The sequence below is a fragment of the Mycobacterium sp. genome, assembly GCF_004298145.1.
Taxonomy (GTDB): domain Bacteria; phylum Actinomycetota; class Actinomycetes; order Mycobacteriales; family Mycobacteriaceae; genus Mycobacterium.
Genome location: NZ_SCRH01000006.1, coordinates 49935 through 70934 on the forward strand (window position 1 = coordinate 49935; position 21000 = coordinate 70934).

A 21000-nucleotide genomic window follows, 5' to 3' on the forward strand; every position below is an offset into this window, starting at 1 on the left:
TCGAGTTTGGCATGGTCCGAAATGCTCCAAGAAATCGCGGGGCAGCGCGGGCCACGCCGCCGTTGGCTACCCGAGAAGCGCATGTGTCGCAAGTAATGTAATGGGATGCCTGTGCAACGTGTGGTTCGTGTGATTGCCACCGTGCTGACGCTCGCAGTCGTCGTCGGCACCGGGATCGCGTGGAGCAATGTCCGGTCCTTCGAAGACGGCATCTTTCACATGTCGGCGGCCTCGCTGGGCAAGGGCGGCGACGACGGCGCGATCGACATCCTGCTGGTCGGCCTGGACAGCCGCACCGACGCGCACGGCAACCCGCTGTCCCAAGAGGAACTGGACGCGCTGCGGGCCGGCGACGAGGAAGCCACCAACACCGACACGATCATCCTGATCCGGATCCCCAACAACGGGAAATCGGCGACCGCGATCTCGATCCCACGCGACTCCTACGTCGCCGCGCCGGGCCTGGGCAAGACCAAGATCAACGGCGTCTACGGCCAGACCCGGGAAGCCAAGCGCGCCGGCCTGGTCAGGGCCGGGGACGCCGCGGCGGACGCGGCCGCCCAGGGCACCGAGGCCGGTCGCGAGGCGCTGATCAAGACCGTCGCCGATCTCACCGGCGTCACCGTCGATCACTACGCCGAGATCGGCCTGCTCGGCTTCTCGCTGATCACCGACGCGCTCGGCGGCGTCGACGTCTGCCTCAAAGAGCCGGTGTTCGAACCGCTTTCGGGCGCCGACTTCCCGGCGGGCCCGCAGCGGCTCAGCGGCGCGGAGGCGCTCAGCTTCGTGCGCCAGCGCCACGAACTGCCGCGCGGCGACCTGGACCGGGTGGTGCGCCAGCAGGTGGTGATGGCCTCGCTGGCCCACCGGGTCATCTCCGGCCGGACGTTGTCCAGCCCCACCACGGTGAAGCGCCTGGAAGCCGCCGTGCAGCGTTCGGTGGTGATCTCCGCCGGGTGGGACGTGATGGATTTCGTGCAACAGATGCAGAAGCTGGCCGGCGGCAACGTCGCCTTCGCCACCATCCCGGTGCTCGACGGCGCCGGCTGGAGCGACGACGGCATGCAGAGCGTGGTGCGGTTGGACCCGCACCAGGTGGCCGACTGGGTCGCTGGCCTGCTGCACGAACAGGAAGAGGGCAAGACCGAGGAGATCGCCTACACGCCGGCGAAGACGACCGCCAGTGTCGTCAACGACACCGATATCAACGGGCTGGCCGCGGCGGTGTCAGACGTCTTGAGCGCCAAGGGCTTTGCCACGGGTATGGTGGGCAACAACGATGGCGGGCACGTCAAGGCCAGCCAGGTTCGCGCCGCCAAGAGCGATGACCTGGGGGCGAAGGAGGTCTCCAAGGAATTGGGTGGGTTGCCGGTGGTCGCCGACACCTCGCTGGCGCCGGGGGCGGTGCGCGTGGTGTTGGCCAACGACTACAGCGGTCCGGGCTCGGGGCTTTCCGGCACCGAGTCGATCATGCCCGCCCGGGTGTCCACGGCCGGCGCGGTGGCCGCCAACCCCGACGTTCCGGCGCCGTCGCCGATCCTGACCGCCGGTTCCGACAAGCCCGAGTGCATCAACTGAGCACGCTCAGCGGGGCCATCCTCGATCCCCTGCTGCGGGCCGACCCGGTCGGCCCGCGGATCACGTATTACGACGACGCCACCGGCGAGCGCATCGAATTGTCGGGGGTGACGCTGGCGAACTGGGCCGCCAAGACGGGCAACCTGTTGCGCGACGAACTCGGGGCCGGGCCGGCCAGCCGGGTCGCGATCCTGCTGCCCGCGCACTGGCAGACGGCGGCGGTGTTGTTCGGGGTGTGGTGGATCGGCGCCGAGGCGGTGCTGACGGGCCCGGGCGACGTGGCGTCGGACATAGCACTGTGCACGGCCGAGCGCCTCGACGAGGCGGACGACGCGGTCGCGGGGGGCGAGGTCGCGGTGCTGTCGCTGGATCCGTTCGGCCGTCCGGCACCCGACCTGCCGATCGGCGTGACCGACTACGCGACCGCGGTGCGGGTGCACGGCGACCAGATCGTTCCCGAACCGCGTCCGGGCCCGGCGCTGGGCGGGCGATCCGTCGAGGAGATCCTGTTGGATTGCGAAAGATCTTCCGCGGCAAGGGATTTGACATCCGGCGACCGGGTCCTGTCCAGCGCGTCGTGGACGCGGCCGGACGATTTGGTGGACGGCCTGCTCTCGATCCTGACCGCCGGGGCGTCGCTGGTGCAGGTCGCCAATCCCGACCCGGCGGCGCTGCAGCGCAGGATCGAGACGGAAAAGGTCACCCGGGTCCTCCCCGACCCAGCCTGACGTACCTGGTAGCGCACTTCCGCGACCTCGACAGGTTAGGTAAACCAATGCTAATTTTCAGGGGTTAGCTGAGTGTCGAGCCGGGGGGCAGAGCTTGGATGACTGCGACGCCGGCACGCTTGGGACTCGGGCCGGCGCCAATTACGCGGTCGGTGACGCGGCGGGGGCGCCGTGTCTGGATGGCCGCGGCTCATGACGACCCCCGTCTGGATCGCGGCACCGCCAGAGGTGCATTCGACGTTACTGAGCAGCGGGCCCGGGCCGGCGTCGTTGCTGGCGGCGGCGGGGGCGTGGAACACGTTGGGCGCCGAATACGCAACGGTCGCCGGGGAACTCGCCGCGGTGTTGGCCGGCGTGCAGGCCGGGGCATGGCAGGGGCCGAGTGCGGACTCGTATGTGGCCGCGCACGGGCCATATCTGGCGTGGTTGACGCAGGCCAGCGCCGACAGCACCGCAGCGGCCGCCCAGCACGAGACCGCGGCCGCGGCCTACGTCGCCGCGCTGGCGGCCATGCCGACCCTGGCCGAGCTGGCCGCCAACCACCTCGTCCACGGCGTGTTGGTGGCGACCAATTTCTTCGGGCTCAACACCATCCCGATCGCGCTCAACGAGGCCGACTACGTGCGGATGTGGATCCAGGCCGCCCTCACGATGAGCACCTACCAGGTGATCTCCGAGACGGCGGTGGCTGCAATATCCGGGACGCCGCAAACCCCGGCGCCGGTGGTGCTGAACCCGGTGTCGACATGGCTCAACTCCGTGACCAGCGCCATCCACACCGCCGAGCAGCTCGCCCAGGACGCGTCCACGCTGAACCTGACCGACCTGCAGTCGGCGTTGGCGAACACGATCCAGAACTTCAGCATCGCGGCCTTCATGCAGGACCCGATCGGCTACAGCCAGCAGACCATCGAGTCCTTCGTGGGGCAGTTCCCGCTGCTGTCGGATCTCTATTTCGGATTCGGCGGCGACCACTTCTTTGAATTCGCGCAGAATCCGGTGGGGTTCGTGGCGAACATCATCAACAAATTCCTGGCGGATCCGATTGGTGCCCTGAATAATCCGTTCTTGCTGGTCCTGAGCCCCGACGATTTCGCGTCCATCGGCTACAGCGTGTTTTCCCCGTTCCTTCCGGTTGCGGCCGCCCCCGTCGGCGCTGTGGGCGGCTTCGCGGGGCTGGCTCAGGCGACCGGGGTGGTCGGCGTGGGTGGACCGGCCGTCGCGCCGGTGCCGGCGCCCGCGGTGGCCGCGCCCGCCGCGCTTCCACTTGCCGCGATGGCTCCCGCTGCGGCCGCGCCGGCCGTCACCCCCGGCGCGGCCCCGGCCCCCGCCGCGCCCCCGGCGAGCACCGTCGCCGGTTCGGTGGCGCCGGCACCACCGAGCGCCGCGGCGGCGGGCTTTCCGCCTCCGTACGCGGTGGCGCCTCCCGGTATCGGCGCGGGTGAGGGGGCCACCGCCGGCGCCGCCTCCAGCGCCAAAAGCAAGGCGGCGCAGCCGGATAGCGCCGCGGCCCTATCGGGGGCGACCTCGCGGGAACGGGAACGGGAGCGGGCGCGGGAACGGGAGCGGGCGCGGCGGCGCCGACGCGCGAAGCAGGAGGCGCACGGCGACGAATTCATGGATATGGACGTCGAGGTCGATCCGGACTGGGCCACGCCGCCGGTCACGTCGACGGTGGCATCGGAGCGCGACGCGGGCATCATGGGGTTTGCCGGGACGGTGTCGAAAGGCAGTGCCCAGCCGACCGGGCTGACCTCGCTTGCCGGCGACGAGTTCGGCGGCGGGCCGAGGATGCCGATGCTGCCCAACACCTGGGCGGCAGAAGACGGCTGATGCCCCAAACAATACATATTGATATCGCAATATTTCGATGTTAACGTCGAGCCGACATGGGCTAAACGCTGAGACGACGAGGAAGGTTGCGGGCAATGGCGGTGTACGGGCTCTTGGCGAAGGCGGCAGGGACGGTCGTCACCGGGCTGGTCGGAGTGACCGCCTACGAGGTGGTGCGCAAGGCCGTGGCCAAGGCGCCGCTGCACGAGACCGCGGTGTCGGCCGCCGAGCTCGGGCTGCGCGGCACCCGCAAGGCCGAGGAGGCCGCCGAGTCGGCGCGCCTGCGCCTCGCCGACGTGATGGCCGAGGCCCGCGAGCGTATCGGCGAGGAGGCGCCCACGCCGTCGATCGCCGACACCCACGACCACGAGCACTGATCGCGCCATGGACCTGGCCCTGGTCTCCGACGTCGCAGACGAGGTTCGCACGCAAGACGCTGCGCTGCAAGTGATTTCGGATGCGGCCGGACGCATGCGGGTCTCGGTCGGGTGGGTGCGTGCCGATTCCCGGCGCGCCGTGGCGGTCGAGGAGGCCGTCGCCAAGTGCGAGGGCGTGCGCGTGGTGCACGCCTACCCGCGCACCGGATCGGTGGTCGTCTGGTATTCACCCCGGCGCTGCGACCGGAACTCCGTGCTGGCGGCCATCGGCGACGCGGCGCACGTCGCCGCCGAGCTGATCCCGGCCCGCGCGCCGCATTCCTCCGAGATCCGCAACGCCGACGTGCTGCGCATGGTCATCGGCGGCGCGGCGCTGGCCCTGCTCGGGGTGCGGCGCTACGTGTTCGCGCGGCCGCCGCTGCTCGGGCCGAGCGGGCGGCTGTTCGCCACCGGCGTCACGGTCTTCACCGGCTATCCGTTCCTGCGCGGCGCGCTGCGCTCGTTGCGCTCGGGCAAGGCCGGGACCGACGCGCTGGTCTCGGCGGCCACCGTGGCGAGCCTGGTGCTGCGGGAGAACGTCGTCGCGCTGACGGTGCTGTGGCTGCTCAACATCGGCGAGTACCTGCAGGATCTGACGCTGCGCCGGACCCGGCGGGCGATCTCGGAGCTGCTGCGCGGCAGCCAGGACACGGCGTGGATCCGGCTGACGAACCCTTCTGGGGCCCTCGAGCCTGGCACCGAGGTACAGGTGCCGATCGACACCGTGCAGATCGGCGACGAGGTGGTGGTGCACGACCACGTCGCGATACCGGTCGACGGTGAGGTGGTCGACGGCGAGGCGATCGTCAACCAGTCCGCGATCACCGGCGAGAATCTGCCGGTCAGCGTCGTGGTCGGCATGCACGTGCACGCCGGTTCGGTGGTCGTGCGCGGGCGCCTGGTGGTGCAGGCCCGCGCCGTCGGCAGTCAGACCACCATCGGGCGCATCATCAGCCGGGTCGAAGAGGCGCAGCACGACCGGGCGCCTATCCAGACCGTCGGCGAAAACTTCTCTCGCCGTTTCGTTCCCACCTCGTTCATCGTCTCGGCGATCACGCTGGCGATCACCGGTGACGTCCGCCGGGCGATGACGATGCTGCTGATCGCCTGCCCGTGCGCGGTGGGCCTGGCCACCCCGACGGCGATCAGCGCCGCGATCGGCAACGGCGCGCGCCGCGGCATTTTGATCAAGGGCGGTTCGCACCTCGAGCAGGCAGGCCGGGTGGACGCGATCGTGTTCGACAAGACCGGCACACTGACCGTCGGGCGGCCGGTGGTCACCAATATCATTGCACTGCATTCCGATTGGCAACCCGAGCAGGTGCTGGCGTATGCGGCCAGCTCGGAGATCCACTCCCGTCATCCACTGGCCGAGGCGGTGATCCGCTCGACCGAGGAACGCCACATCACCATTCCGCCGCATGAGGAGTGCGAGGTGCTGGTCGGGCTGGGCATGCGGACCTGGGCCGACGGGCGGACCCTGCTGTTGGGCAGCCCCGGGTTGCTGCGCTCCGAAAAGGTCAAGGTGTCCAAGAAGGCGTCGGACTGGGTGGGCAAGCTGCGCCGCCAGGCCGAGACGCCGCTGCTGCTCGCGGTCGACGGCACGCTGGTGGGGTTGATCAGCCTGCGCGACGAAGTGCGGCCAGAGGCCGCTGAGGTGCTGAAGAAGCTGCGCGCCAACGGTATTCGCCGGATCGTGATGCTCACCGGGGATCACCCGGACATCGCCGAGGTGGTGGCGCGCGAACTCGGGATCGACGAATGGCGCGCCGAGGTGATGCCCGAGGACAAACTCGCGGCGGTGCGCGAACTGCAGGACGAGGGCTTCATCGTCGGCATGGTCGGCGACGGTATCAACGACGCCCCCGCGCTGGCGGCAGCCGATATCGGCATCGCGATGGGGCTGGCCGGAACCGATGTCGCCGTGGAAACCGCCGACGTGGCGCTGGCCAACGACGACCTGCATCGCCTGCTCGACGTGCGGGACCTGGGCGCCCGCGCCGTCGACGTCATCCAGGAGAACTACGGTATGTCCATCGCCGTCAACGCCGCCGGGCTGATCATCGGCGCCGGCGGTGCGCTGTCTCCCGTGCTGGCCGCGATCCTGCACAACGCGTCGTCGGTCGCGGTGGTGGCCAACAGCTCCCGGCTGATCCGGTACCGACTGGATGCGCCGCGCGGCGAAGCCGGGCGCAGCGGGTCGCCGCGCGTGACTGGCGCGAAGTGATCCGCAGGCTCAGCAGCCGCACTCCTCGCCGCGCCAGGCGCGAACGCCCTGCCACACGGCAACACCCGCGATCGCCAGTCCCACCGCGGGGTCGATCCACCATGCGCTCGACCAGAGGGCCGTCACCGCAAGGCCGATCAGCACCCCGGCGGCCTGGGCGCCGCACAGGTAGTTCTGGATTCCTTCGGCCTCGGTGGCTCCCGAGCCCAACCGCGCACCCAGCCGGTAGTTGGCGCGGCCCAACACCGGCATGAGCAGCAAGGCCAGGGCGGTCAGCCCGATACCGATCACCGACGTCTCGGCGCGGTGTTCACCGGCCAGGTGGTGGAGGGATTCGGCGGCGATGTACGGGGCGGTCAGCCAGAACGACACCGCGACGCCGCGTTGTGCGCGCCGCTCGGCGCTCGCGGAAAAGGTGCGTGCACCGCTGAACCGCCACACCACTACCGCGCTGGCCAGCGCCTCCGACGCGCCACCCAGAGCCCACCCCGTCAGGGCGATGGAGCCCACCGAGAGTCCCTGCCACAGCCCGACGACACCCTCGACGAGCACCACGGCCAGGCTGATCCAGGCCAGCCGCCGCGCCCACTGCGCGCCGCGCCGCCAGTCGACGTCGTGCGCGGCAGTGCATTCTCGCGCGATGGCAGCCGAAGTGGTCATTACGCCAGGTTAGCGACAGCGTGGCGGGGCGAGGACGGCAACACCCGGCCGTGATCGATCCGTGTCGAGCCTCGCCGGCGGCGCCGGCACGGCGAGGAGCGGGCCGCGGGTCGCGGCCCGGCGTTGGTAGTTATTGTGGCTAACCAGTAGACCCGAAGGGATTTCCTCGATGGCGCGCACCGACGACGACACCTGGGACCTCGCGACCAGTGTGGGGGCGACCGCCACCATGGTGGCCGCGGGGCGGGCCCGGGCCACCCGGGACGGGCTGATCGACGATCGGTTCGCCGAGTCGCTGGTGCGCGCCGTCGGTGTCGACTTCATGACCCGGTGGGCCGCCGGCGAACTCGACTCGGCCGACGTCGATGAGCCCGGCGCCCCGTGGGGCATGCAACGCATGACCGACATGCTGGCCGCCCGCACGCGGTACATCGATGCGTTCTTCGCCGAGGCGGGGGCCGCCGGCATCCACCAGGTGGTCATCCTGGCCTCCGGTCTGGATGCGCGCGCCTATCGCCTGCCCTGGGCCGCCGGCACCACGGTGTTCGAGGTCGACCAGCCGCAGGTCCTCGAATTCAAGGCCGCCACCGTCGCCGAACTCGGCGCCCGGCCGACCGCCGAGGTGCGCACCGTCCCGGTCGACCTGCGCCACGACTGGTCCTCGGCGCTGCGACAGGCCGGCTTCGCCACCGGGCGACCCGCCGCCTGGGCCGCCGAGGGATTGGTCGGCTTTCTGCCGCCGCAGGCCCAGGATCGGTTGCTGGACAACATCACCGCGCTGTCCGCCGACGGCAGCCAGTTGGTGGCCGAGGTCTTCGCGAATACGGGCGTCAGCGGGGACGCGTTGAACGCGGCGAGCGAAAAGTGGCGGCGCAACGGCCTCGACATCGCCCTGGGCGACCTTGGCTTCCCCGGCCAGCGCAATGACGTCGCGACCTATCTGCAGCGGCGGGGCTGGCAACCCGTTCGCACCCCGCTGAATCAGATGTTGGCCAATAACGGGCTGCCGCTGCAATCGACCGACCCCGACGCGCCCTTCGCCCAGAACTACTACTGCACCGCGGTGCTGAACACGGCTCGGTAAAGGAAGGCAACCACTAGTGCCAAACAGCAAGCCAAACAGCAAGCCCGCCAAGCCGCTTGACGGATTCCGGGTACTCGATTTCACCCAGAACATCGCCGGGCCGATGGCCGGACAGGTGCTGGCCGACCTGGGGGCCGAGGTCATCAAGGTCGAGGCGCCCGTCGGCGAGGCGGCCCGCCACATCACCGCGGTCCTCCCCGGCCGCCCGCCGCTGGCCAGCCTGTTCCTCCCCCACAACCGGGGCAAGAAGTCGGTGATGGCGGACCTGCGCAGCGACGAAGCCAAGCAGCAGACACTGCGGCTGGTCGATACCGCGGACGTTGTGCTGGAAGGGTTTCGGCCCGGGGTGATGGAACGCATGGGCCTGGGTCCCGACGAGCTGCAATCCCGCAATCGGAAACTCATCTACGCGCGCCTGTCCGCCTACGGCGGCAACGGCCCCGAGGGCAGCCGGCCGGGCGTCGACCTGATGGTCGCCGCCGAATCGGGGATGACCACCGGGATGCCCACGCCCAGCGGCAAACCCCAGATCATTCCGTTCCAGCTCGTCGACGCCGCCAGCGGTCACGTGCTGGCCCAGGCGGTGCTGGCCGCGCTGCTCAACCGTGAGCGCCACGGGGTGGCCGACGTCGTGCGGGTCGCCATGTATGACGTCGCGGTCAGCCTGCAGGCCAGTCAGCTGACCATCCACCTGAACAAGCCGAACTCGGAACCCAAACCGAGCGACTCGGATTCGGCGTCAAAATCGAAGCGACGCAAGGGTGTTGGGTTCGCCACCCAGCCATCGGACGCATTCCGGGCGGCCGACGGGTACCTGGTGATCAGCGCGTACGTGCCCAAGCACTGGGACAAGCTGTGCGAGATCATCGGCCGGCCCGACATGCGCGACGACGAGCGGTTCATCGACCAGCGCGCCCGGGCGCTCAATTATCCCGAGCTGACCGAGGAACTCGAGTCGGCGCTGGCCGCCAGGACCGCCGACGAATGGGTCCGGCTGCTTCAGGAGGGCGGCCTGATGGCCTGCCACGCCTACACCTGGAAGCAGGTGGTCGGCACCGCGCTGTTCGCCGAGAACGAGCTCGCCCTGTCCGTCGGCGAGGGTGACAGCGCGGTCACGGTGATCCGCACCCCGGCACGCTATTTGAGCTTCGACGCCGCGGCGAGCGACCCTCCCCCGGCCCTCGGACAGCACACCGAGGAGTATCTGGGCGCACCGCAGCCGGCTTCGTGAACTGTTGGTTGTCAAATGGCGGTCATCGGAGGCCAAGTCGGTCACGTAGCTGTCACTAAGCGGCGTCCAGGAGAGAGTTCACTCCATGACGAAGTTCTCCCCCCGGCGCAGGGATACTGCACGGACACGGTTCGCCGCTTCGGTGGAGGCATCATGCACCCATAACGCCAGTTCGTTGGGATGGACGGGCTTGCCATCGGCGAGAACGTGGTTGTGCCGGATATCGAGTAGCCCGGCCCGGTCCAATCGGATCAGTATGAGGTCTTTGATGCCGTCAGGGTCGATGCGACGGTGATCGGTGGCCAACATGTCGATCGCGAACGACTTGCCCGCACCGGGCACGCCGGCGGTAATGATCGCGGCGCGACCGTGTGCCGGTGCATCGGGGCATTTGCCTCGGTACTCGTGGGCGATCTCGTCGATCAGCTGATCGCTGAGATAACGCTCTACTAAGCGTGGAACAGCGAACTGCCCCCTTGGTGGAGGACAGTCAGCTGGGAATGGACCCTATTGCGCAGTCGGCGGCTGGACTGCGGAGCTGACACTCTCGTATTCCTCGTCGCTGAGTAGTCCGAGTTCATGGGCAGTGCTCACCTGGGTCCAGGTCCCAGGTACGGATCCCTCGTGGGGATAGGGCGCGAACTGGGTGAAGGTGTAGTCGAGGCCGCGAAGCTGTTTCAGCAGCTTGCCTCGGGGCGTTCCGTCGACTGTTGCGCGCAGGATGATTTCCTCGGGGCTCGGTGCGTCTCCGAGCGCGTTGGCTCCGCGCAGCAGCCGACCTACTCGCGGCTGCGTAGTAGACAAAACGTCAGCGATTTGTCGTTGGTTCATACCTGACCGCTTAAGGTGCCTCGCGGCGCGCATGTCATCGATGCGCATCAAGCGTTCGTGCGCCCGGCGAACCTGCGCTTCGTGGGCGATGGCTTCAACTGTGTGTTCGACTTCAACAGTGCGTTCGATCGTTGTCGGCATAATTCCTCCGTCTGATACAGAGTGTATCAGCTTTTGAAACGTTGCATATCACGGACCGATATGCTGACCAGCGGGCCGATCCCCGGCTGCCGCACTCCCCGGTGGTGAGTCGGCTAGTCCCGTTCGTTCAGGCTCTGCCGCACTTCGACCAGCGACAGCCACCAGAGGGATCCACCATCTTGACGTCACCGAGGTCAGAATTGTGCCAGGTTGAATGAGACCGCGTCCTGAGCCTCACGGCGTCAGCTTGACCACCCGGTCGTTGCCGCGGTCGGCGACGTACACGTTCCCGTCGCCGGCCACCGCGACCGCCAACGGAGTGTTGAGACCGGTCAGCGGCAGCACGGTCGAAACGTTCGATCCGGCCGGCAATTTCGTCACCTGGCTGCTGTCGTGCTCGGTGACATAGACGTTGCCCGCGGTGTCCACAGCGATCCCCCACGGCACGGAAACGCCGGTGAACGGTAGCTCTGTCTGGCCATTCGACCCGGCCGCCAACTTCAACACCCTGTTGTTGTCGGTGTCGGTGACGTAGACGCTGCCGGAGGTGTCCACCGCCACCCCGTCCGGGTTGTTGAGGCCGGTGAACGGCAGGTCGGTCTGGGTGTTCGACCCCGCCGCCAACTTCACCACCCGGTTGTTGCCACGGTCGGCGACGTAGACGTTGCCCTGGGAGTCCACCGCCACCCCCTCGGGGTAATTGAGGCCATTGAACGGCAGCACGGTCTGGGTGTTCGACCCGGCCGCCAACTTCACCACCCGGTTGTTGAAGTCGGCGACGTACACCGTGCCGGTATCGTCCACCGCCAGTCCCTGCGGCTGGTAAAGGCCGTTGAACGGCAGCACTCGCGGGGCGCTACTTCCCGGCGACAACTCGACCACCCGTCCGTACATGCCTTCACTGGTGACATACACGTTGCCGGCTTTGTCGAGTGCCACCCCGCCCGGGGAGAGGCGAAAGTCAATGCCGTTGAAGGGCAACACACTTTGGCCGCTCGCCTGTTTCGACGGCTCCGAGCCGATGGACAGGTAACCGACGACCGCTATGACGAAAGCGACGAGGGCGACGAGAGCGATGGCGCCGACGATGATCCACTGTTTCCGTTTGCTGTCGGCCGGCACGGCGGGGGGTCTGAAATCCGGGCCTGCTCCATAGGCATGGCCGAATGTCGACGGGGCGGCACGAATCAATGAGGGCTCCTGGCCGGATCGGCCGGGCCAACGATCGCCGCCCGCACCCGAAACCACCGGCCTGGCCTGGGTTTCGGCACCGGCGGGTGGGGCGTACGAGTGCGCCACACGTGGATCGTTCGCGTCCGGGTGCAGCGTCGCGCATTCCCCCTCGCGCAGAATCGTGGTGGCCTTTCGCTGCTCGGATGTGGTCAGCGCGTCGTGGGCGGCGGTGGCGAATTCGCCGGCGGTCCGATAGCGCTCCTCGGGACGTTTGGCCATGCCCTTGGCGATCACGTGATCCAAAGCGGGCGGAACCGCGCCGGGGCGCAATTGGCTGGGCGGCGTGGCCGTCTTCGTCAGGTGCGCGGCGACCAACCGTTCGACGGTGTCGGCCCGATACGGCGGCGATCCGGTCAGGCACTCACTCAAAACGCATGCGAGCGAATAGATGTCGGCGCTGTGGGTGACCTCGTCGTCGGTGAATCGTTCCGGGGCCATGTAGTAGTACGTGCCGATGGCGGTCCCGACCTGGGTCAGCCCCGGATCGGTCGCGGCCCGCGCGATGCCGAAATCCGCCAGGTAGGCGAAGTCGCTGGGGGTGACCAGAATGTTCCCCGGTGTGACATCGCGGTGCGTGACCCCGGCGGCGTGCGCCGCGTCCAGCGCGGCGGCGACCTGGCGGATGATGGCGATCGCCCGCGGTGGGGCCAACGGCCCGTCCCGGTGCAACAGCGTGGCCAGATTGACGCCGTCGACGAGGCGCATGTCCACATAGAAGCGCCCGTCGATCTCGCCGTAGTCGTGGATCGGCACCACATGCGGTTCGGTCAACCGTCCCGCGATATCGGCCTCACGCTGCAGGCGCGCACGATACTCCGAGTTGCCGGAGAACTGCTGCGAGATCAGTTTCAGGGCCACCATGCGGCCCTTGCGGGTGTCCTCGGCCTCGTAGACCTCACCCATGCCGCCCCGGCGCAGAAGTCGCACCAGCCGGTAGGGGCCGAACCAGGACCCGGCCCGCGCGGCCGGCCCGCTATCGCTCACCGTCGAGCCTCCTTGTCGTCAGGAAATCGCATTGACTGCGGTTGACAGCTTTTCCGTGAACGATTTGGGCAGCGGAATGGAGCCGTACTGCTCCAGACCGTCCTGGCCCGGACCGATCGCGGCCTGCATGAACGCTTTCACCGCCGGGCCCGTGGCCGCGTCCGGGTACTTCGAGCAGACGATTTCATAGGTCGCCAGCACAATGGGGTAGGCGCCCGACTGTGTCGGCTTGTAGAACGACGAGGTGTCCAGCACCAGGTCGTTGCCCTGCCCCTTGAAGGTTGCCCCGGCGATCGTCTTCCCGACGGAGTCGGCGGTGATCGACACCGCGTCCGGACCCGCCGACGTGATGATCGAGGCCATGGTCAGCTGCTTGCCCACCGCGAAGGACCACTCGTTGTAGGTGATCGATCCCTCGGTGTTCTGCAGCAGCGCGGACGTGCCGTTGTTCCCGCTGGCGCCCTGCCCGACACCACCGTTGAACGTCTCGCCTACGCCCTTGCCCCAGGCACCATCCGACGCGCCGTCGAGGTAGTTCTGAAAGTTCGCGGTGGTGCCTGATTTGTCGCTGCGGAAGATGACCGTAATGGGCGTCGAGGGCAGGTTGACGCCGGAGTTGATTGCTTTCAGCGCCGGATCGTCCCACTTGGTGATGGTGCCGTTGAAGATCTTCGCGACGGTGGGCCCATCCAGTTTCAGCCCGTTCACCCCGGTGAGGTGGTAGGTGACCGCGATCGGCCCGAACACCGTGGGCAGATCCCATGCCGGCGAACCGCACCGTTGTGCCGCCCTGTCGTTCTGGCCGCTGGACGGATCCAGGGGCACGTCGGACCCGGCGAGATCGGTTTGGTTGTTGAGGAATTGGGTCACGCCGGCGCCGGATCCGTTGGCGTTGTAATCCAGCGTGTAACCCGGGCAGGCGCGAACGTAGGCGTAGACGAACTGCTCGATCGCGTTTTGCTGCGCGGTCGAACCACTGTCCTTCAGCACTTTCTTACCGCCGCAGTCCACCGGCGTGGCACCGGAGCCAGCAGAGTTCGAGCTGCCGCCGCACCCCGCCAACGCCAGGGCGGCGGCGGCCACCACGCTCAGTGCGACTCCAGATCGAGCGAATCTCACGAAACTCCTTCGATCGTCAACGAAAGTTAACTAATCGCGAATATACAAACCCTTGACAAAGAATAAGAGGTTAACGGCCCGTGACCGCCCGCCGGGCGCAAACACGGAGCATCGGCTGTCAATGCGACGCGGCGCACGGGCTGCCGCTCGGTTGGACCCTGCGCAAGATCGTGCTCAAGTCGGCGATCCCCGGAATCGTCACCGGTCTGCTGGTGGCGCTGGCGGTCGGCTACCTGACCTATCCGATCTGGACGTTCTACAACCTGCCGTCGAAGACGGCTCGCGACCTGTCCTACGACGCGGCGTTCCTGCTGATCGTGTTCGTGTTCCTGCTGATCATCCTCGGACGGCTGATCACCTGGCTCGCGCGGCGGCACTCGGAATCGGCGTAACCCATTTCGGCGCCGGGGCGTTCAGGTGGCCGGCAGCCGCACCACCTGAACGAAGAACTCGTCGATCTGCCGGACCGCCTTCATGAACTGGTCCAGGTCAACGGGTTTGGTGACGTAGGCGTTGGCGTGCAGCTGGTAGCTGCGCAGGATGTCCTCCTCTGAAGAGGAGGTGGTGAGCACGACGACCGGGATGCGCGCCAGGTCGGGGTCGGACTTGATCTTCTCCAGCAGCTGGCGGCCGTCGTATTTGGGCAGGTTCAGGTCGAGCAGGATCAGGTCGGGCCGCGGCGCGTCGGCGAACTCACCGCGCCGGTAGAGATAGTTGAGGCCCTCCTCCCCGTCGTGCGCGACGTGCAGCCTGTTCTCGAGTTTGTTGTGCTCGAACGCTTCTCGCGTGATGAGCTCGTCGCCCGGGTCGTCTTCGACGAGCAGGATGTCGATGGCTCTGCCCTCGGGCGTTGTCACCGACGCGCTCCTTCCCAAGCGACGGGGTCTTCTTCGTCGACGGGTCCGGGAACGGGCAGCGTGAATTCGAATCGGGTGCCCTCGGTGTAGGACGTGTCGATGCCCACGGTGCCGCCGTGGTGCTCGACGATCTTCTTGACCAGCGCAAGGCCGACACCGGTTCCGGCATACACCTCCCGCCCGTGCAGCCGTTGAAAGATGACGAACACCTTGTCGGAGAATTCCTCCGGGATGCCGATGCCGTTGTCCGCTACGCTCAGCATCCATTCGCCGTCGTGGGTGCCGGTGCCGGGCGCGCATTCGATGACGACACGGGGCGGACGATCCTTGTGCCGGAACTTGATCGCGTTGCCGATGAGGTTCTGCCACAGCATCGTCAGCAGCGTCGGATCCCCGACGATCTGCGGGAGCGGCTCGGCCGGCCGCTCGACCTCGGCGTCGGTTTCTTCGATCGCTACCGCCAGATTGGCCAGGCCGGCGTCGAGCGCCGCGTCGAGCCGCACCTCGGTTTCCGTGGTGCCCAGCCGGCCGACCCGGGAGAAGGTGAGCAGGTCATTGATCAGCGCCTGCATGCGTTTGGCGCCGTCGACCACGAAGCCGAGATACTCGATGCCCCGCTCGTCGAGCTGGTCGCCGTACCGCTTCTCCAGCAGCTGGCAGAAGGAGGCGACCTTGCGCAGCGGTTCCTGCAGATCGTGGGATGCGACGTAGGCGAACTGCTCGAGTTCGGTGTTGGAGCGGCGCAATTCGGCGGCCTGCTCATCCAGTTGCAGCTGGGACGAACGCGACACGTCGAGCTCGTCGACCATGCGCTTGCGCATGCTCTCCACGTCGATGGCCATGGTCCGAATGTCCTTGGGCCGCTGGGGCGCCGAGATGGTTTCGTTGAAGTTGCCCTCGGCGATCCGGCGGCAGGCCGCAGCCAGGCTTGCGATCGGCCGCGTGACCGCGGCGCGGCTCAGCAACCCCAGCACCAGAGCCGCCCCTAAGACGATCAGCACCATCGAGCCCAGCACCCAGTCGCGCCAGCCGTTGATCTCGTTGAGCTCGTCGACGGCACTGGTCGCCGCGTCCGCCAGGTGCTTGTTCTGCGCATCGAAAAGCATTCGCAGACGGTCGAATTTGGCTTTGCCGAGGTCGGCCATCGAGGTGCTGACGACACTGGGAACTTTGGGAGTCACACCCGCGATGACGGGTTCGGCATAGTTCGTCCGCCAGTCGGCGGCCGCCGTCTCGACCGCGTCCAGATCGGCCACCAGTTCCGCGCGCGCGCCCACCAGCCGCCGAACCTCGTCGGCCGCCGCCTGTTCGGCGCGCTGCCCGTCGTAATACGGCGCGAGGAACTGCCGATCGGCGGAGATCAGGTAGCCACGCACGCCCGTTTCCTGGTCCCGCAGGGCCGCCTGCAGGTGGGTCGCCGCGACGCGCGCCGGCTGGATGTCGTCGCCCACCTGGCGCGACACCTGGTCGGTGCGATTCAACAACACCGCGCCGACCAGCGCCCCGAGAAGCACCGTCGCGCCCACGATCCACAGGACGAGGGCCAGCCATCCCCGCACGGTGAGCTGCGCGAGCCGAAGGGGCCCCGGTGCCGTCACGGCGCGGTCCTCTCGATGCGGAGCACGGCGATGTCGTCGGTGAGGCCCCCGCGCGGCCCGGCGAGTTCCTGTGCGCCGTCGATCAGCGCGTCGACGAACTCCGGGCCGGGCCGGTTCGCGTGCGAGCGGGCCAGTTCGAGCAGTCCGTCCTCGCCGAGCCGTTCGGTGCCCCGCCCCGAATATCCCTCGTAGAGCCCGTCGGTCAGCAACAGCAAGCCATGACCCGCGGGCAGCGCAAGCTCGTGGCGCGGCCAGTCGTCGGCGTGCAGGCCCAGCGCCGGGCCGCCCGGCGGTTCGAGCCATTCCACCGCGCCGCCGCCCTGCAGCAACATCCCCGGATGCCCGGCGCGGATGACGCTGACCCGCGGGTGCTCGGGCGAGATCTCGAGGCTGAGCACGGTCGCGAAAATCCCGGTGCCGGTTCGTTCCGAATACAGCACCCGCTCCAGCTGCCGCATCAGTTCGACGCCGTGCACACCGGCGAAGGTGAGCGCGCGAAACGCGATCCGCAGCGCCGCGCCCAGGGCCGCCTCGTGCGGGCCATGCCCGGCGACGTCGCCGATCAGGACGTGCACGATCCGGTCGGGCGTCTGGACGACGTCGTAGAAGTCACCGCAGAGCAAGGCGTCTTCGCGGCTCGGCCGGTACCGGGCGACGATGTCGACGCCCGGGCTGTCCAGCAGCAGCGGGGACGGCAGCAGACCGCGTTCCAGCAGCGCGTTCTCGCGGGCCCGCAGCTGGGTCGCGTGCAAATCGGCGGCGATGAGCTCGGCGCGCTTGCGCTCGATCGCGTACAGCAGCGCACGGCGCAGCATTTCCGGCTCCACCCGGCCCTTGACCAGGTAGTCCTGGGCTCCGGCGGCGACCGCCGAAGCCCCGAAGTACTCGTCGTTCAGCCCGGTCATCACGACGATCGGGACGGTGGCGTCGAGCTTGGCGATGCGGTTCAACGCGTCGATCCCGCTGGCGTCGGGCAGGCGCAAATCCAGCAGCACGCAATCGGGGCGGGTGGCTTCCAGCTCGCGCTCCGCGTCTGCCATCGACTTGGCCCACACCACGCGGATGTCGGTGACCGCGTCGGCGATCAGGTTTTCGACCAGCACCGCATCGGCGCGGTCGTCCTCGACCAAGAGCAACGAAAGTGGCTCCAGCGGCTTGAGCGGCTGCCGCTGCGCGGCCGGTGTGACCGGAGCACGTGCCGGTATCAATTCCCGGCCATCTGTGGACGGGTGTGGGAAGTCACGTTCTGCACTGCAGACCCCCTGGCCGCGATAAGACCATTGCTCGGTTGCGGTGGTCGGAAGAGACAGCCGGTGACTGCTTACCGACCGTCGGCTCGGGCTTCACGCGCCGTGGCGATCCTATGCGGCGCGGCCGGCGGTTTCCCAACAACCCCGCGGATCGATCAGCGCAGCAGCGCGCGCGACATCACGACGCGCTGAATCTGATTGGTGCCCTCGTAGATCTGGGTGATCTTGGCGTCACGCATCATCCGCTCGACGGGGAAATCGACGGTGTAGCCGGCGCCGCCGAAGAGTTGCACCGCGTCCGTGGTGACCTCCATCGCGACGTCGGAGGCCAGGCACTTCGAGGCCGCGGAGATGAAGCCCAGGTGGGATTCGCCGCGTTCGGCGCGGGCGGCGGCGTGGTAGACCATCAGCCGGGCGGATTCCACCTTCATCGCCATGTCGGCGAGCATGAACTGCACACCCTGGTTGTCGCTGACCGGACGGCCGAACTGCTTGCGGTCCTTGGTGTATGCGATGGCGGCGTCCAGCGCACCCTGCGCGATACCGACCGCCTGGGCGCCGATGGTGGGCCGGGTGTGGTCCAGCGTCGCCAGCGCGGTCTTGAAGCCGGTCCCCGGCTCGCCGATGATCCGATCGCCCGGAATCCGGCAGTTCTCGAAATAGAGCTCCGTGGTCGGCGAGCCCTTGATGCCGAGCTTTTTCTCCTTGGGCCCGACGGTGAAACCCTCGTCGTCTTTGTGCACCATGAACGACGAGATGCCGTTGGCGCCCTTGTCCGGATCGGTCACGGCCATCACCGTGTACCAGCTCGACTTGCCGCCGTTGGTGATCCAGGCCTTGGCGCCGTTGAGGATCCACTCGTCGCCGTCGGCCTTGGCGCGGGTGCGCATCGAGGCCGCGTCACTGCCGGCCTCGCGCTCGCTCAACGCATAGGACGCCATCGCCGAACCGTCCGCGATCGAGGGCAGCACCTGCTTCTTCAGCTCGTCGGAGCCGCGCAGGATCAGCCCCATCGTCCCCAGTTTGTTCACGGCGGGGATCAACGAAGCGGAAGTATCGACGCGTGCCACTTCCTCGATGACGATGCACGTCGCCACCGAGTCGGCGCCCTGCCCGCCGTACTCCTCGGGCACGTGCACGGCGTTGAACCCGGAGGCGTTCAGGGCCTCCAGCGCCTCCTGCGGGAAGCGGGAATTCTCGTCGACGTCGGCGGCGTGCGGCGCGATCTCCTTCTCCGCCAACGCCCGGATCGCCGCCCGCAATTCGGTGTGTTCCTCAGGCAACTGGAACAAATCAAAGGTGGGGTTTCCGGCCCATCCAGCCATCACGGCCTCCTCTTGCGCTCTGCCGAACTGCCGGCCTCGTCGCCAGGCTACTAGCCGGTAACTTTACCCTGACGTTGCTGCAGCGCCTCATCCTTGGCCCGCACGCTGGCGGCCATCTGCTCCTGGAAGTCGACGATCCGCGCCCGCAGCGCCGGGTCGGACGATCCGAGAATGCGCACGGCGAGCAGGCCGGCGTTGCGGGCGCCGCCGATGGAGACCGTGGCCACCGGCACCCCCGCCGGCATCTGCACGATCGACAGCAACGAGTCCAAGCCATCGAGGTGCGCCAGCGGCACCGGCACGCCGATCACCGGCAGCGGCGTCGCGGACGCGACCATTCCGGGCAGGTGGGCCGCGCCGCCAGCCCCGGCGATGATCACCTCGATGCCGCGCTCGGCCGCGCCGCGGGCGTAGTCGAACATCACCCCGGGCGTGCGATGCGCCGAGACCACCCGGACCTCGGCCGGCACGTCGAACTCGGCCAGCGCGGCCGCGGCGTCGGCCATTACCGACCAGTCGCTGTCGCTGCCCATGATCACGCCAACCCGAGGCTCAGTCATCGGTGCCGCTCCTCCTCATCGCTACGCTCCGCATCGTCGCCAGCACAGTCATCGGCGTCGGCGCGTCAGTGCTCGTCATGTGGATCCCATCCGTCCGTCCACTGCCCGTGGGACAACCAATGTGCCGCCCGCTCGGCGCGTTCCCGCAGCCTCGCCAAGTCTGTCAGGTCCGCCGGGCCGCCGACGAAGTTGATGTGACCGACCTTGCGGCCGGGGCGTTCCCGTTTGCCGTACAGGTGCACGCGCGCGTCGGGCATCCGCGCGAACAAGTGGTGCAGCCGCTCATCAAGGCTCATCTCTGGCGGCGTCCCGGCGCCCAACACGTTGGCCATCACGGTCACCGGCGCGAGGGTGTCGGTGTCGCCGAGGGGATAGTCCAGCACCGCGCGCAGATGCTGTTCGAACTGACTGGTGCGCGACCCGTCCATGGTCCAGTGCCCGGAGTTGTGCGGGCGCATCGCCAGCTCGTTGACGAGCAGCGCCCCGTCCGCCGTCTCGAACAGTTCGACCGCAAGCACGCCGACCACCCCGAGTTCGCCGGCCAGTCGCAACGCCAGCTGCTGCGCGTCGGCGGCGGGGCCGTCGGGCAGGTCCGGCGCGGGGGCGATCACCTGCACGCAGATCCCGTCTCGTTGCACCGTCTCGACCACCGGCCACGCCGCGCCCTGGCCGAACGGCGACCGCGCCACCAGGGCCGACAGTTCGCGGCGCAGGTTCACCTGTTCCTCGGCCATCACCGGCACCCCATCGGCCAGGAAGGCGGTCGCGATCTCGCGGGCGTGCAAGGGGTCGCGGGCCATCCGCACCCCACGCCCGTCGTAACCCCCGCGGACCGCTTTCACGACCACGGGGCCGGCGATCCGCTGCGCGAAGGCATCGAGTTCGTCGACGCTTCGGATCTCGGCGTAGCGGGGCACGGGGACGCCGAGGTCCTCCAGCCGCCGCCGCATCACCAGCTTGTCCTGGGCGTGCACCAGCGCCTGCGGCGGCGGCGCCACGTTGATGCCCTCGGCGACGAGCTTGTCCAGCAGCTCGGTCGGCACATGCTCGTGGTCGAAGGTCAGCACGTCGGCCCCGGCCGCCACCCGGCGCAGGTCTTCGAGATCGGTGTGCGAACCGATCAGCACGTCGGGACTGACCTGCGCGGCCGATTCGTCGGCGGCGGTGGCCAGCACCCGCAACGTCTGCCCGAGGGCGATCGCCGCCTGGTGGGTCATCCGGGCAAGCTGACCGCCACCGACCATCGCGACGACCGGGGTGGCCCGGGGAACGGCCCGGGCGGCTGCGGGGAGGGCTGCGCCCGGCGCGCGTGTAGTCGGCACGGCCATCATGGTGTCACGGCAGG

18 protein-coding genes and 1 pseudogene are annotated in these 21000 nt (G+C 68.4%); 8 read left to right on the top strand and 11 right to left on the bottom strand.

The window, feature by feature from the left end; translation table 11 throughout:
• The first annotated feature begins 105 nt into the window (after positions 1–105).
• The 5 genes from EPN51_RS02185 to ctpC all read left to right on the top strand — a co-directional run bounded on the left by EPN51_RS02185 (position 106) and on the right by ctpC (position 6782).
• Positions 106–1578 (top strand): LCP family protein, encoded by a 1473-nt coding sequence (locus tag EPN51_RS02185; RefSeq protein WP_293035618.1) that lies wholly within the window; start codon positions 106–108, stop codon positions 1576–1578.
• A complete protein-coding gene (locus tag EPN51_RS02190; RefSeq protein WP_293035621.1) occupies positions 1566–2306 on the top strand; it encodes a TIGR03089 family protein in 741 nt (246 codons plus the stop codon). The genes EPN51_RS02185 and EPN51_RS02190 overlap by 13 nt, the downstream gene beginning before the upstream one ends.
• A 192-nt stretch (positions 2307–2498) precedes the next feature.
• On the top strand, positions 2499–4139 hold the full coding sequence (locus EPN51_RS02195; RefSeq protein WP_293035624.1) for a PPE family protein: 1641 nt from the start codon (positions 2499–2501) through the stop codon (positions 4137–4139).
• A gap of 95 nt (positions 4140–4234) precedes the next feature.
• A complete protein-coding gene (locus tag EPN51_RS02200) occupies positions 4235–4516 on the top strand; it encodes a DUF1490 family protein (RefSeq protein WP_293035627.1) in 282 nt (93 codons plus the stop codon).
• 7 nt (positions 4517–4523) lie between these two features.
• Positions 4524–6782 (top strand): manganese-exporting P-type ATPase CtpC, encoded by a 2259-nt coding sequence (ctpC, locus tag EPN51_RS02205; RefSeq protein WP_293035630.1) that lies wholly within the window; start codon positions 4524–4526, stop codon positions 6780–6782.
• Between the two features lie 9 nt (positions 6783–6791).
• Here ctpC and EPN51_RS02210 read toward each other — a convergent pair whose 3' ends face one another.
• Positions 6792–7442, bottom strand: coding sequence for a cation transporter (locus tag EPN51_RS02210; RefSeq protein WP_293035633.1), 651 nt, complete (start codon positions 7440–7442; stop codon positions 6792–6794).
• A gap of 169 nt (positions 7443–7611) precedes the next feature.
• Between EPN51_RS02210 and EPN51_RS02215 the strand changes: the two genes are divergently transcribed.
• Together EPN51_RS02215 and EPN51_RS02220 are read left to right on the top strand one after the other, a co-directional pair.
• On the top strand, positions 7612–8526 hold the full coding sequence (locus EPN51_RS02215; protein WP_293035636.1) for a class I SAM-dependent methyltransferase: 915 nt from the start codon (positions 7612–7614) through the stop codon (positions 8524–8526).
• Positions 8527–8542: 16 nt separating this feature from the next.
• On the top strand, positions 8543–9757 hold the full coding sequence (locus EPN51_RS02220) for a CoA transferase (protein WP_293035639.1): 1215 nt from the start codon (positions 8543–8545) through the stop codon (positions 9755–9757).
• A gap of 78 nt (positions 9758–9835) precedes the next feature.
• Here EPN51_RS02220 and EPN51_RS02225 read toward each other — a convergent pair whose 3' ends face one another.
• The 4 genes from EPN51_RS02225 to pstS all read right to left on the bottom strand — a co-directional run bounded on the left by EPN51_RS02225 (position 9836) and on the right by pstS (position 14065).
• Entirely contained in the window at positions 9836–10099 is a 264-nt protein-coding gene (locus EPN51_RS02225; protein ID WP_293035642.1) for a hypothetical protein, read from the bottom strand.
• Positions 10100–10264: 165 nt separating this feature from the next.
• Positions 10265–10729 (bottom strand): hypothetical protein, encoded by a 465-nt coding sequence (locus tag EPN51_RS02230; RefSeq protein WP_293035645.1) that lies wholly within the window; start codon positions 10727–10729, stop codon positions 10265–10267.
• A gap of 234 nt (positions 10730–10963) precedes the next feature.
• Positions 10964–12946 carry a serine/threonine-protein kinase PknD gene (locus EPN51_RS02235; protein ID WP_293035648.1) on the bottom strand — a complete coding sequence of 661 codons (1983 nt, stop codon included), beginning with the start codon at positions 12944–12946 and terminating at the stop codon, positions 10964–10966.
• An 18-nt stretch (positions 12947–12964) separates the two neighbouring features.
• Complete coding sequence (gene pstS, locus EPN51_RS02240) at positions 12965–14065, bottom strand: phosphate ABC transporter substrate-binding protein PstS (protein WP_293035651.1); 1101 nt, start codon at positions 14063–14065, stop codon at positions 12965–12967.
• Between the two features lie 131 nt (positions 14066–14196).
• Here pstS and EPN51_RS02245 point away from each other — a divergent pair.
• Positions 14197–14457, top strand: a pseudogene (locus EPN51_RS02245) (phosphate ABC transporter, permease protein PstA); the annotation flags it as partial.
• A gap of 21 nt (positions 14458–14478) precedes the next feature.
• Here EPN51_RS02245 and EPN51_RS02250 read toward each other — a convergent pair.
• The 6 genes from EPN51_RS02250 to EPN51_RS02275 all read right to left on the bottom strand — a co-directional run bounded on the left by EPN51_RS02250 (position 14479) and on the right by EPN51_RS02275 (position 20983).
• The gene (locus EPN51_RS02250) at positions 14479–14922 is read right to left on the bottom strand and encodes a response regulator (protein ID WP_293035654.1); all 444 of its coding nucleotides are present in this window, start codon (positions 14920–14922) and stop codon (positions 14479–14481) included.
• Positions 14919–16520, bottom strand: a complete 1602-nt coding sequence (locus tag EPN51_RS02255; protein ID WP_293035657.1) for a CHASE3 domain-containing protein — start codon at positions 16518–16520, stop codon at positions 14919–14921. Before EPN51_RS02255 ends, EPN51_RS02250 begins: the two co-directional genes overlap by 4 nt.
• Positions 16517–17671, bottom strand: coding sequence for a SpoIIE family protein phosphatase (locus EPN51_RS02260; RefSeq protein WP_293035815.1), 1155 nt, complete (start codon positions 17669–17671; stop codon positions 16517–16519). Before EPN51_RS02260 ends, EPN51_RS02255 begins: the two co-directional genes overlap by 4 nt.
• 254 nt (positions 17672–17925) lie before the next feature.
• A complete protein-coding gene (locus EPN51_RS02265; protein WP_293035660.1) occupies positions 17926–19095 on the bottom strand; it encodes an acyl-CoA dehydrogenase in 1170 nt (389 codons plus the stop codon).
• A gap of 50 nt (positions 19096–19145) precedes the next feature.
• Complete coding sequence (gene purE, locus EPN51_RS02270) at positions 19146–19655, bottom strand: 5-(carboxyamino)imidazole ribonucleotide mutase (RefSeq protein WP_293035663.1); 510 nt, start codon at positions 19653–19655, stop codon at positions 19146–19148.
• 65 nt (positions 19656–19720) lie between these two features.
• Complete coding sequence (locus tag EPN51_RS02275) at positions 19721–20983, bottom strand: 5-(carboxyamino)imidazole ribonucleotide synthase (protein ID WP_293035666.1); 1263 nt, start codon at positions 20981–20983, stop codon at positions 19721–19723.
• Between the last annotated feature and the right edge of the window lie 17 nt (positions 20984–21000).

Bases quoted from the DNA above. Each gene is read 5' to 3' on its own strand.
- EPN51_RS02185 (WP_293035618.1), top strand. From the start codon at position 106: ATGCCTGTGCAACGTGTGGTTCGTGTGATTGCCACCGTGCTGACGCTC.
- ctpC (WP_293035630.1), top strand. From the start codon at position 4,524: ATGGACCTGGCCCTGGTCTCCGACGTCGCAGACGAGGTTCGCACGCAA.
- EPN51_RS02275 (WP_293035666.1), bottom strand. From the start codon at position 20,983: ATGGCCGTGCCGACTACACGCGCGCCGGGCGCAGCCCTCCCCGCAGCC.
- EPN51_RS02200 (WP_293035627.1), top strand. From the start codon at position 4,235: ATGGCGGTGTACGGGCTCTTGGCGAAGGCGGCAGGGACGGTCGTCACC.
- EPN51_RS02215 (WP_293035636.1), top strand. From the start codon at position 7,612: ATGGCGCGCACCGACGACGACACCTGGGACCTCGCGACCAGTGTGGGG.
- EPN51_RS02195 (WP_293035624.1), top strand. From the start codon at position 2,499: ATGACGACCCCCGTCTGGATCGCGGCACCGCCAGAGGTGCATTCGACG.
- EPN51_RS02210 (WP_293035633.1), bottom strand. From the start codon at position 7,442: ATGACCACTTCGGCTGCCATCGCGCGAGAATGCACTGCCGCGCACGAC.
- EPN51_RS02265 (WP_293035660.1), bottom strand. From the start codon at position 19,095: ATGGCTGGATGGGCCGGAAACCCCACCTTTGATTTGTTCCAGTTGCCT.
- purE (WP_293035663.1), bottom strand. From the start codon at position 19,655: ATGACTGAGCCTCGGGTTGGCGTGATCATGGGCAGCGACAGCGACTGG.
- EPN51_RS02230 (WP_293035645.1), bottom strand. From the start codon at position 10,729: ATGCCGACAACGATCGAACGCACTGTTGAAGTCGAACACACAGTTGAA.